This is a genomic window from Mucilaginibacter sp. 320_HR (genome assembly GCF_059691875.1).
In genome coordinates this window covers 71,276-83,859 of record NZ_JCAWAI010000003.1, presented here as the reverse complement: position 1 = coordinate 83,859, position 12,584 = coordinate 71,276, and the positions used below count along the sequence as shown (strand labels likewise).

General features: G+C 43.0%; 11 protein-coding genes. 8 read left to right on the top strand and 3 right to left on the bottom strand.

The window, feature by feature from the left end; all coding sequences use genetic code 11:
- Positions 1-60: 60 nt before the first annotated feature.
- The 8 genes from AC59GT_RS10965 (at position 61) to AC59GT_RS10930 (ending at position 9,886) form a co-directional block, all read left to right on the top strand.
- A complete protein-coding gene (locus AC59GT_RS10965) occupies positions 61-2,472 on the top strand; it encodes a carboxypeptidase-like regulatory domain-containing protein (protein WP_497237666.1) in 2,412 nt (803 codons plus the stop codon).
- 244 nt (positions 2,473-2,716) lie between these two features.
- Positions 2,717-3,235, top strand: a complete 519-nt coding sequence (locus AC59GT_RS10960) for a DUF2911 domain-containing protein (protein WP_497237665.1) — start codon at positions 2,717-2,719, stop codon at positions 3,233-3,235.
- Positions 3,236-3,329: 94 nt separating this feature from the next.
- On the top strand, positions 3,330-4,412 hold the full coding sequence (locus AC59GT_RS10955; RefSeq protein WP_497237664.1) for a DUF3810 domain-containing protein: 1,083 nt from the start codon (positions 3,330-3,332) through the stop codon (positions 4,410-4,412).
- 777 nt (positions 4,413-5,189) lie between these two features.
- Positions 5,190-7,388 (top strand): penicillin acylase family protein, encoded by a 2,199-nt coding sequence (locus tag AC59GT_RS10950; protein ID WP_497237663.1) that lies wholly within the window; start codon positions 5,190-5,192, stop codon positions 7,386-7,388.
- A gap of 44 nt (positions 7,389-7,432) precedes the next feature.
- Positions 7,433-7,738, top strand: a complete 306-nt coding sequence (locus tag AC59GT_RS10945) for a hypothetical protein (protein WP_497237662.1) — start codon at positions 7,433-7,435, stop codon at positions 7,736-7,738.
- A gap of 62 nt (positions 7,739-7,800) precedes the next feature.
- The gene (locus AC59GT_RS10940) at positions 7,801-8,787 is read left to right on the top strand and encodes a hypothetical protein (protein ID WP_497237661.1); all 987 of its coding nucleotides are present in this window, start codon (positions 7,801-7,803) and stop codon (positions 8,785-8,787) included.
- Between the two features lie 10 nt (positions 8,788-8,797).
- Positions 8,798-9,331 carry a DUF3858 domain-containing protein gene (locus tag AC59GT_RS10935; RefSeq protein WP_497238291.1) on the top strand — a complete coding sequence of 178 codons (534 nt, stop codon included), beginning with the start codon at positions 8,798-8,800 and terminating at the stop codon, positions 9,329-9,331.
- Positions 9,332-9,400: 69 nt separating this feature from the next.
- Positions 9,401-9,886, top strand: coding sequence for a hypothetical protein (locus tag AC59GT_RS10930; RefSeq protein ID WP_497237660.1), 486 nt, complete (start codon positions 9,401-9,403; stop codon positions 9,884-9,886).
- A gap of 72 nt (positions 9,887-9,958) precedes the next feature.
- Here the strand turns inward: AC59GT_RS10930 and lepB are convergent, their stop codons facing one another.
- From lepB to AC59GT_RS10915, 3 genes are read right to left on the bottom strand one after another with little or no spacing between them, the layout of a single operon-like run.
- Entirely contained in the window at positions 9,959-11,089 is a 1,131-nt protein-coding gene (gene lepB, locus AC59GT_RS10925; protein ID WP_497237659.1) for a signal peptidase I, read from the bottom strand.
- Between the two features lie 34 nt (positions 11,090-11,123).
- On the bottom strand, positions 11,124-11,870 hold the full coding sequence (gene dapB, locus AC59GT_RS10920; protein ID WP_497237658.1) for a 4-hydroxy-tetrahydrodipicolinate reductase: 747 nt from the start codon (positions 11,868-11,870) through the stop codon (positions 11,124-11,126).
- Positions 11,871-11,891: 21 nt separating this feature from the next.
- Positions 11,892-12,584 carry a DUF5683 domain-containing protein gene (locus AC59GT_RS10915; protein WP_497237657.1) on the bottom strand — a complete coding sequence of 231 codons (693 nt, stop codon included), beginning with the start codon at positions 12,582-12,584 and terminating at the stop codon, positions 11,892-11,894.

The window sequence follows — 12,584 nt, the reverse complement described above, 5'->3', positions numbered from 1 at the left end:
GCCAATTATAATTCCGGATTTCTAGTTTCCGGATGTTGTAGTACAATTAAACATCATCTGATGAAAAGATCATTATTCCTGCTATCTGCAGCATTATGCCTGCACGTGCAATTGTTTGCGCAAAACAGCCCCGCAAAGCCAGTTTCTATGGGCGAGATAAATAGCAAGCTGCAGTCGTGGCAGTCGGCAAGGGTAATTGAGAAAGCATATTTGCACTTTAATAAGCCGTATTACAATGCCGGCGACACCATCTACTTTAAGGCTTATGTTACCATGGGCGAAAAGAACGAGTTATCTAAAATAAGCGGCGTGCTGCACGTAGACCTTATCAGTAAAAATGATTCGCTGATGCAGAGTATGGTGCTGCAGCTAAATAACGGGCTCGGGTGGGGCGACTTTGCTTTGCCTGCGTATACACCAAAAGGGAACTTCAGGGTGAGGGCTTATACGCAATGGATGCAGAACAGCGGCAGCAAATACGTTTTTGATAAAATAATTCCGGTAAACGGAAAAAGCATATCCCGGTTGAATACTGCTGCTAATACCAATGCAAAACAAGCGGATGTACAGTTCTTTCCGGAAGGCGGCACCTTTGTTAACGCAGTGCCCTCAAAAATGGGCTTTAAGGCACTTGGTCCGGATGGTTTGGGGATAAACATTAAAGGAACAGTTGTAGATGAGCAGAATACGGAGGTTGCCAAATTTACATCAGCCCACCTGGGCATGGGGCAGTTTTATATTACCCCGCAAACTGGTAAAACATATAAGGCCAAACTAACCTACCCCAATGGTACAACAAGTTTTGTTGCCCTGCCTGTAGCTGCAGAAAAGGGCATTACGCTGGCGATAAACAGTGAATCAGATACTAAACTATCAATAGAAATAAACGCGAATAAGCCATATTACCTGGAAAATAAGAACAAAGAGATAAATATAGTAATGTTCTCAGGTGGTGTTATCAAGTCGGTAAAAACCGTATTGGATAACCAGGTGATTGGGTTTGATCTTCCAAAGAAAGATCTTAAGACAGGCGTTTTGCAGGTAACAGTGTTCTCGGACACGGGTATGCCACTTAACGAGCGGCTGGTATTTATTCAAAACGGAAATAACGTGCTTAACCTTTTGGTTAATACTGATAAGGCTGTTTATGCTGTAAATAGCGATGTAAAAATGAGCTTGAATGCGATGATTGGCGATAAGCCATCTGCCGGTAGTTTTTCGGTAGCAGCAATAGATGGCAGCAAAGCAGGAACAGATGCGGAAATGGGCCGTAATATACTGTCGGACCTTTTGCTGTCAACTGATGTGAGCGGGTATGTGGAGCAACCGGGCTATTACTTTAATAATGTAAACGGCGGTACGCGTGCCAATTTGGACATACTGATGCTTACACAAGGGTACCGCCGCTTCGCGTGGAAAGACTTTTTAACCGAAAGTGAACCGGTAACGGCCGGTGTGCCTGAAAATGGATTAGTAATAAGCGGCTATGTAAAGGCTAAGGACGGTAAACCGTTTGCTAAGGAGAAAATGACGCTGTTACTATCCAACAGCGGCCAATCCTTAACACAAACAACAGATGCTAACGGCAAATTTGCTTTTGAGAACTTAGGTTATACAGATAAAACAAGGTTTCTGTTAAAGCTGGAGAACGCTTCAATAAAAAACAAGGCCGTAGTTACGCTGAATAAAACCATTACGACGCGGCCAATAAATGCTTACCAGCAACCTATAGAAGCTATCAGAGACATGCCTGCTTTACCAGGTAACGCGGGAGCTGAAATGGTTAACGCTGGTGGCAGTAAGGTAACGGAGCTAAAACAGGTAAATGTTAATGATAAAACAAAATACCGTACAGCAAGCCTTAGCGGCAGCGGTAATGCTGATCAGGTGATATTCAGGAATGACATTAAAGATGCCACAAATCTTACACTAGCCTTATCTGGCAGGGTGCGTGGCGTAAAATTCTCGAATGGAGCAGGCTACCTTACCAATGGTACTGTTCTTACACAAGCCGGATCCGGCGTTTCTCCAATGCTTGTAGTAATAGATGGGGCTATTACACCAACAAATTTGGACAACATTAATCCAAATGATGTTCAGTCGGTTGAAATTTTAAAGGGCGCAAATGCCAGTATGTACGGCGTAGATGGTGCTAAAGGTGTTATTGTGATAACCAGCCGCCAGGGAAGCGACAATGATAACGACACACAGACTACTGTAATGTCTCCGGGGATACTGGCCATAAACCCACAGGGTTTTTACGCCGCCCGCGAGTTTTATACTCCGCGTTATGAAGCAAGTAGAAATGATTTATCTGCTGCATACTGGAAACCAAACGTTGTTACAGATAAAGACGGCAAGGCTACGCTCAACTTTAACACTACCGGTGCGGGCAATTACGTAATTATTATTGAGGGGATGGATAGTGCCGGTAATATTGGCAGATCTGTTACCAATTATAAAGTGCAGTAAATAAAAAAACCCCTGCCATAGGCAGGGGCAAAAACTCACAACAATTGTTTAACCTTTCGGCTATTCCTAACTGCAATGTGCGTTCGTATATATAACATCTGCAGTTTGTTAAAGTTTTTTAACTTGAAATAAATTTTTAGTTGTAGATGCTTTAAACTTATATCAAGCAACAATCGGTGTGGTCAGCTATATTTGTGAGCAATAAAAAACCTTAAAAACGTTTATTAATAAAAATTAACTAAGTATGAGAAAAGGATTCCAGTTTAAAGCTTTAGCATTTTTTGTTTTCGCACTTTTAGTATCTACCGTAACTTTTGCACAGCAAAAACCAATTGCAAGTCCGCGTGACAGTGTAAGTGCAACAGTAGCCGGATCAAAAATCACTATCAATTACGGTAGCCCGTCGGTAAAAGGCCGTAAAGTATTTGGCGAGTTAGAGCCTTATGGAAAAGTATGGCGCGCAGGTGCTAACGAAGCAACTGTATTTACCACCAGCAAAGACATTATGGTTGAAGGTAAAAAACTGCCCGCCGGTACTTACGGCTTATTTGCTATACCAACTGCCACTACCTGGACAATTGTTTTTAACAAAGTAGCTAAACAGTGGGGCGCGTTTAAATATGATGAAAGCAGCGATGCATTGCGCGTAGTTGTAAAACCTGTTGCTTCAGCAATGAACGAGCGTTTGGTTTACAAAATCACAGCTAAAGGTTTCTCGCTTAACTGGGACAAGTTATCGGTACCTGTGTCAATAAAAAAATAACTTAAGCGATAAAACAGCAAAGCCCCGGAAAAACTTCCGGGGCTTTTGTTTTTGCAGGCACTCGTTGGTTGCATGCATTATATTTACCACCTGAATGATAAGGTACTTATCCGACAAGCCATTGTTAAAGCGAGGAATTGCCATATTGGTGCTTACCTTGGCTATAATCATGCTGATGATTTTTGCGAGATATCCCCATGTTGTAGAAAGCTACTACTCGCAGGGGCTTTACCCGGTGATATGCTATATACTTCATCCGGTGTTGAATATTCTTCCTTTCAGCATTGGCGATGTGCTGTATATTGGTGTTATTGGCTACCTCATCTACCTTGTAGTTTTGCTGATAAAGCACTTGTTCAAAAAGCATTTCGCCCGTGCAGGGAGTTTAGTGCTGGCTCTGATAATAGGTGTGCAGGTGGGTATATTGCTCTTTTATTTGCTTTGGGGCTTAAATTATTTCCGCCCTTCCGCCGCTGAACGACTTAGCCTGAAAGCTGAGCCGTTTACCGTTGCTGAGCTGCAGCAGGTAACCACTGTGTTAATAGATAGTGCAAACGCTACCAGGTCAAGGCTTTCGGATGCTGACCTTAGCCAAACTAACGATACTATCTATAATCGCGCTAAAGAAGCCGTACAGCGCTTGAGTGGATCTTCTGTAAACTATCGAACGTACTGGCCGGGAGTTAAGCCCTCATTACTAACCCCGTTATTAAATTATATCAGCACATCAGGGTATTATAACCCGTTTACAACCGAGGCGCAAGTAAATTACCAGCAGCCGCTATTTGCCCGGCCGTTTGTAGCATGTCATGAAATGTCGCACCAAATGGGTTTTGGTGCCGAAGATGAGGCCAATTTTGCGGGCTTTATGGCTGCTATAGCATCAAAAGACAAGCTTTTGCGGTATTCTGCTTACCACTTGGCAGTAGGCGAGTTCATGATTACCCTGCGTGGGGCAGACAGCACTGTACATAAACAACTTAAAGCAAGGATTTCCGCAGCTGTTAAGGCCGATTTTAAAGCAGAGCGGGAATATTGGCTGGCTTATCAGAATAAAGCAGAGGTAATTACCGGGCTTTTTTACGATAGGTTTCTGAAGGTTAATAATCAGCCACAAGGTCTGGATACTTACAACCAGATGGTAACGCTTGTTATGGCACTCTATCGTAAAAAGTAGTTAAATAAAGCATTCCTTTCAATTTTTTACGGGAATGGTTGCTGAGATGTGTTCCAAAACCTGCAAAAACCACATCTATTTAAAGAAGGCTGATTTATGTTGCTTATCCGAACAATTACCGGAAAGCAGAGCAACAAAAAAGCGTTCCGTATCTCACCCCGGAACGCTCTGCAACATCATCTCTCAAATAATGTTGATCAACTAAATCTCAGATAACATGTTAATTTACCCAAGCTCTTATATACAGCCCATCGCGGGATGATAACATCTTATTTTTGATACCTGCTAAGTACAAACATTGTACCCAAAACTTTTTAAAAGTCTTAAGGATGTGTCAAATATACACATTGGACAACATGCCTGGTTAAATGTTACAACTGTTTTTATTTAAAATGACGAAACTTTTATAATTTTCGTTACAGAGACCATTTAATTTAACTTTTAAACAATCAAATTTGTTACGCAATTAAATAGCGGTCAGTGCATTAACGTAATTAATTGCGGCACCAAACGTAATCTCTACTTCTTAAACCCTTTTACTGAAGTATACTTTTCTATACAGCGGCATCGCGCTGGTTGAAATAATAACTGCGTTTTAAACACTTAAAGGCAGGTATTTACAAAAGCAGCTCAACTTGATTGTTTTTAAGTACAATTATTGAACTGTCAAATATACATTAATAATTAATTTTCCTATACGCCTTGGATAAAAGCCGGTAAGATTTAACATTTTTTAGCATTTATTATTAATTTACGTCTACATACATCTGTAAGCATATGCCGTTTACCAAAAAGTGGTTAGTTCTCATAATAATTTTCCTCCCTTTTACAGTCATAGCTCAAAAATTTACTTCGCAGGAGATCATTCGCTATAAAAAGCAGGCGGAGGCGGTAAATGTTATCCGTGATAATTACGGAACACCCCATATTTATGCTAAAACTGATGCGGGTGTTGTATTTGGGCTGATGTACACGCAATGTGAGGAAAACTTTAAAGGCATCGAACGTAATTACTTGTACCAGCTAGGGCGGCAAAGCGAAGCAGATGGCGAAGGGGTGCTGTACACCGATGTGCAACTGCAAATGATAGCGGATAGTGCAGATGCAATAAAGGACTATAATGCCAGTAACCCTGCCTTTAAAAAATTGCTGGATGCCTTTGCCGATGGCGTGAACTATTACCTGTATAAACATCCGGAGGTAAAACCGCTCGTGTTCAAAAAGTTTAAGCCCTGGTTTGCGCTGATGTTTACCGATGGGAGTGTGGCTGCTACAGAAACCGGAGATATATCTCCAAAAGAAACACAAGCATTTTATAATGATGGCGGCAACAACACCGGAGCTCTTAATAATCCCTACAGCTTAACACATGCCAACCGCGATCGCGACATAGGTTCTAATGGTTTTGCTATATCACCAAAGCGTTCGGCAACCGGGCATGCCATGCTGTACATTAACCCGCATGTGCCGTTTTATTTCCGCAGCGAAGTCGGTTTGGAGAGTGAGGAAGGCTTGCATGCTTACGGCGCGGTTACCTGGGGGCAGTTCTTCATTTACCAGGGTTTTAACCGGCATTGCGGTTGGATGCACACCAGCAGCTATGCAGATGTTGGGGATGTTTACATGGAGAAAGTGCAAAAGAAGGACGGCAAGTGGTTTTACGAGTATGACGGAAAACTAAAGCCCGTAACAGAAAGAAAGCTTGAGCTAAGTTTCAAAAATGGCGATCAGCTTCAGCATAAAATAATAACGGCCTATTACACGCATCATGGGCCTGTGCTTGGCGCGCGAAATGGTAAGTGGCTTGCGCTGCGGCATAATAACCGGTCGTACAAAGCACTGCTCGAGTCGTGGCTAATCACTAAAGCTAATACGTTCGGCCAGTACAAACAGGCCATGTCGCTGCTGGCAAATACCAGTAACAACACAGTTTATGCCGATGACCAGGGGAATACTGCCTTTTGGTACGGAGACTTTATGCCACGCAGGGATAAGACTATCGATTGGAATGTTCCGGTAGATGGAACCACATCAGCTACCGAATGGAAAGGCCTGCACCCGTTAAACGAGTTGGTGCAGGTAATTAATCCTTCTACGGGGTTTATACAAAATTGCAATTCGTCAATATTCAGTTCGGCCGGTAGCGCCAGTCCCGACAGATCAAAGTTCCCGAGATACATGGCACCCGATGATGAGAACTACCGCGGCATTAACGCGGTAAGACTGTTCAGCGGAACCGAAAAGTTAACAATTGATGGCTTAATTGCAAAAGGCTACGACCATTACCTCAGTGCCTTTGACGATATGCTGCCTGCCCTGTTCAGCGCGTATGACAAAGCCCCTGATAGCTTAAAAACAAAGCTGGCAGACCCTGTAGCGTTGCTAAGGAGCTGGGACAAACGTGGCGCAGTAAATTCGGTAGCGACTACTCTGGCGGTAGAGTGGGGTACTTTATTAATGCGTACCATGCCAGCACCTGCACCGGGCGAGAGCAGCTTCCAGGTAAAGCGGGTTAGGGAGATGCTAAAAACCATCTCGCCGGATTTACAGCTGACCTTACTAAGCAAAGTAATGTCTGATCTGCAAAACAGGTATGGAAGCTGGAAGGTGCAATGGGGCGATATTAATCGGTATCAGCGCCCGGCAGATGGTATCACGTTTGATGATAAACAAGCCAGTTTGCCGGTTGGGTTAACGGCATCAAACTTCGGGCAATTGCCTTCGTTTCAAAGTAAAATCATGCCCGGCACACAGAAGCGCTATGGCTTTTCCGGCAATAGCTTTATTGCGGCCGTGGAGTTTGGTCCGACTGTAAAAGCAAAGAGCATTATCACAGGCGGCCATTCGTTTGATGCAACCTCGCCAAACTTTACCGACCAGGCAAAGGGATATCTTGACGGGAAGTTTAAAGATGTACTGTTCTATAAGCAAGATGTGCTTAAGCACGCGGTGAAAACCTATCATCCCGGATTTTAATGGGCCGCTCTTTTTTCATAGCTTAGTTGGCCAAACCACATCATTTGAAACGTTTTTACTTACTGTTATTCCTTCTATACAGTTCCTGCATAACAGTTTATGCCCAAAAAGCCGCTTTTGGCCAAATTGATACCGCCGACCTGAAACTAACGTCATGCAGTTTTGAAAAGAATGCCAGCGCCATGGTATTGTTTAACACCGCCAAAGCAAGTTACACCAAATATGATGGCATTGATATGGAGGTACACCGCCGCGTAAAGGTGTTTAACGAACAAGGTACCGTAGCGGCTAACGTTAAGTTGCAGTACTACAGCGGAGGCCATAATGAGGATATAAGAACATACAAGTAATATCCCTAAACCTTGTAGATGGCAAAATTGTGATAACGCCGCTTGACCCCAAACTTATCTACGTGCAAAAAGTAGATAAAACACAAAAGCAGGTAGTGTTTACTGCGCCTGCTGTAAAGGCCGGCTCTGTAATAGACATTAAGTATACATGGCATACATCGCTGTCATACAATTTCCCGTCCTGGCTTTTTCAGGAACTGATTCCCACGCGTTATAGCGAGTATCAGGCCGAAATTAAGTATGGCTATAGTTTTAATGTTATTAAAAAAAGCACACAGCCTTTTGTAACAGACACTGCTTACCTGGTAAAAGAGCTGCGCCTGAAGAAACACGTTTATGCAATGTCTAACATACCTGGGTTTAAGTTAGAAGCCTATATGGGTTCTGTTGAAGATAACTTGCAAGGTGTGTATTTTAAACCGGCTCAATCTGCGATGGATTGGAACATGATTGGTTTAAGGTTATTATTAACCACGGATTTTGGTGGACAGTGGAACTTACCCGTAAAAGGCGAAAAAAATATCATAAACGAAGCCAAAGCTTTAAAAGCAGATGAAGATAAAATTGCTTACATCTTTAACACGGTTAAAAACACTGTAAAGTGGAATGAAACCGATCTTGCTTATTCAGAAGAAGGAATTCCTGCAGCATGGGCTTTACATACCTGGAATTCTACTGAAATAAATTTGATGCTGTACCGGTTGCTTATGCAAAGCGGTGTTAAGCCAACACTGCTGATGCTTGGCACCCGCGACCATGGTGAGATTGAATTTAATAACCCGAGTTTTGACAGGCTGAATAAAACGGTGGTAAGGGTACCGATAGATTCGTTGCAGTATTATGTGTTAGACGCTAGCGGCAAGTATAATACCTATAACAGCACTCCTTATGATTTGCTTGGTATTAACATGCTTACAATAGATCCGGATAAGAAGGACTTTCAAATAGTAAAGCTGAAAACCGCTTTACCATCGACAGAGATAGTATTGGTAGATGCATCATTAAATCCGACAGGTAAAATGGATGGCAGTGTACAGGTAGAGTTCTAATTACAAGCGGATAAGCAAGCTGGAAGTTTATGATAAAATTGGCGAAAAGAAATATTTAGAAGCCATTAAAGATGACAACAATAACCTGCAGCTAAGCGATTTTAAATTTAGCAATCCGGAGGCAGATACCTTACCGCTAAGAGAGGACTTTAACTTTAAGCTGGAACTTACCGGCAGTGATGACACCTATATATACTTTAGCCCTAACCTTTTTACAGGGATAGGTGCAAATCCATTTTTAAGCGAATCCAGGCTGGCAGATGTAGATTTTATATTTCCGTCTACTTATTCTATAAACGGCAATTATAAGCTTCCTGTGGGCTTTAAGATAGATGCTTTACCAAAATCAACTATCTTATCAATGCCTGACCAAAGCGTGACTTTTAAACGTACAACCGGCGAAAACAACGGTGCAGTAGTAATACACTATGTAATTATCTTTAGAAAAACGAAATATACCCGCGATGAATACCCCGCTTTGCGCCAGTTTTTCAAGGCCATGTACGAAATGCTTAACGAACAGGTAGTACTTAAGAAAAGGTAAATAAGTATTCTTGACAGCTATAGCGCTTGTATTACAGTCGATTAAAAATCATTTATATTTGTGTGATAAATGAAAAAGTACCTATTAATACTATTGCTGATAAGCTCGGGCGCAATTGCCCATGCTCAGGCTATAAGTTTTTATGATCTTACTAACCTGGCCAATCTTTCTAATGGGGAAGCGCATAACTATCTGACATTAGGGAAAGTTTTTAAGCACTTGTACCTGGAAGAAAAAGATGGCAAGAAGCTGGAGCGTTTCCGCTCAGTAAACCCAAAGCAAAAGGAGCAAACCGTTACTATAGGTGTGAATACCGTATTGTCAAGCGGAGGCGTTTTACGGACAGTGACCTATACTACGCGGGACCCGCAGCACATTTACAACCTGATAGCGCAGGCAAAAAGAAACCGCATGGAAATGCGTTTTGAGGGGGCAGATGCGGATAACAACATCTACATTTTTGATAATGATTTTTACCACGTAGCTATGTATGTGAGCAATAAGCACGGCAACGGACTTATACGTGTAGATCAAAAAGAATTTATAGCTTACTAACCAAAATATAAGAAAGTAAAAAGGCCCGCCTCGATTTAACGTAGCGGGCCTTTTTACTTAACGGGCTGCTTGTTAATTTACACCCCTGAATATGCGGCTCCAGCGTATTTTGCTAAAGAACGATCCGTTATCGTCCCAGCTCATCCAGATGAACAAGGCCTTGCCCACCACATGATCCTCCGGAACAAAGCCCCAGTAGCGTGAGTCGGCAGAGTCGTGGCGGTTATCACCCATCATCCAGTAGTAGTTCATTTTAAAAGTATAGCTATCTGCTTTGGCACCGTTTATAAATACCTCGTTGTTTTTTATCTCCAGCTTATTACCCTCGTATACCTCAATAGCACGTCCGTAAACAGGCAGCGTAAGGCTGTCGAGCTTAACTGTCCATCCTTTTTTAGGGATGATTATAGGCCCGTAGTTATCCACGTTCCAGTTAAAGTCCTTATTAGCAGGATTAAGCTTGTATTTCGGATATGCAGCCGGGAACACCGGGTTAAGCGGATCGGCATAGCCACGCGGCTTAATGTTTGGTGTTATAGATTTTACGTTTGAGAACGACTTTAACTTAGCTGCAGAAGCCTTGGTCATTGTTGGGTAAGGGATGTTCTCGTAGTTGGATACCTGCAACTCGTCGTATACTTCAGGGTTTAGATCGGTACCGTTTGTAGTAATACTATAGTCAGTTTGTTCGCCTGGCGGGTTTGGAGCGGGTTTGCCGTTAACATATACCTGCGCGTTCAAAAGCGCAAGTGTATCACCAGGCGCGCCCTGGCAGCGTTTGATATAGTTCTCGCGTTTATCAACGGGGCGGTAGTAAGGAGAGTCGGCTTCCATAGGGTAATTAAATACAACCACGTCGCCTTTTTTTATTTCGCTGAAACCAGGCAGGCGGTAATAAGGCAGTTTCACGCCATCCCAATAAGCTTTGGTACCAATGATAGGCATTGTGTGGTGCGCAAACGGGAAGGATATAGGTGTCATTGGCGTGCGTGCCCCATAATTAACCTTGCTTACAAACAAAAAATCGCCGACCAGTAACGACCGCTCCATAGAAGGGGTAGGTATGGTATAAGCTTCTATAAACAGGGTACGTATAAGCGTAGCGGCAACAACGGCAAAAATTATAGCATCCGTCCACTCGCGCGCGGCGCTTTTCTTCTTTTTGTTTTCTTTGTCCTTCTTGCTCCAGAATTTCCAGTTCATTATAAAATTATATCAGCGGTAATTTAAATACTTGTTAGTTGAAATTGAACATATCTTCTACCTGGTAGAAGCCTTTTTTATTGTGTAGCCATTCTGCAGCCAGTACCGCACCAAGGGCAAAACCATTGCGATTATGTGCGGTGTGTTTAAACTCTATACTATCAACCTCCGAGTCGTATATAACAGTATGTGTGCCGGGCACGCTTTCTATCCGGTGGCTTTCAATTAATAGCTGGTCGGCAGGTATATTGCTGTCATCAGCGGTTTCGCCGCCCGTAAGTATATTTATCCAACCTGCTTTACGCTCCAGGTTTTCGGTAATGCCTTCTGCTATTGTTATCGCGGTTCCGCTTGGCGAATCGAGCTTTTGCGTATGGTGTATTTCTTCTACCTGCACCTCATAGTACGGGTACTTATTCATTAACCTGGCCAGTACCTTATTTACGTGGAAGAAAATGTTTACCCCAACGCTGAAGTTGGTGCCATATAAAAGGGAGCGGTTTCCTGCAAGGCATTTTTCTTTAATGGTACCAAGCATATTATGCCAGCCGGTGGTGCCAACTACAGCAGGTACATCGGCATCCAGGCAGGCATTTATATTGTCCAGAACAGTGCCCGGAGTGCTGAATTCAATTACAGCATCAGCAAGTTGCAGGTTTTCTTTTGTAAGCTCGTGCAGGTTGTTACTGCTTATCTTCAGTACGATCTCGTGTTGGCGGCTAAGGGCAATCTGTTCAATAATTTTGCCCATTTTGCCGTAGCCTAATAATGCGATCTTCATTTTTTGGCGCTTATTACCTTATTATTTTAGCGTAAAGGTAATTTTTATCCCGGGAATATAACTGCCAAAATTTGAGGCGTAAGTAGGCCCGTTTATAAGGCCCGGTGCAACGCGCATAGAGAGGTCGTTGTCGACCGTGTAGGAACTGATGAACTTGGCATCAATATAAGCATCAATAGTCTGTATGCCCCAAAAAGCCAGGGCGCCCAGTATGCTTAGGTCGCGGTTGCGCAGGTACCCGTCAGATGCATCGGCCAGCGCCTGGTAACCAACCTTGGAATATAGCTCGTACTCGGCTTTATATTTTACATACAACGGGTAAAGCTTTGATGTTGGCCCGGGTATTTCAGCGGTTTTAGCAATTTTAGCAAGCGCCAAAAACTGCTTGTGGTACTTTTGGTTGTAAACAATAGCAGCGCCAAACAAGCCCAAGCCGGTATAAATAAGCGGTACTTTCCAGTATTTACGGTTGTAAACCTGTCCCCAGCCCGGTATAAACAACGAGCGTTTAACGGCCAGGCTAGGTATATGAGTACTATCGGGGTGGTAAACCTTTTCCTTTTTTATTTTAGGAGCAAAGGAGCTGCGTACGGTAGTATCGCGCTTAACAACCGATGTTGTATCCTTACGTTTTGCAAGCGTATCGGGGTTCTGTGCCATTGCCAGCGATACCATTCCGCAAAAAAATAAAACAGCAAACAGTTGTTTAAGCAT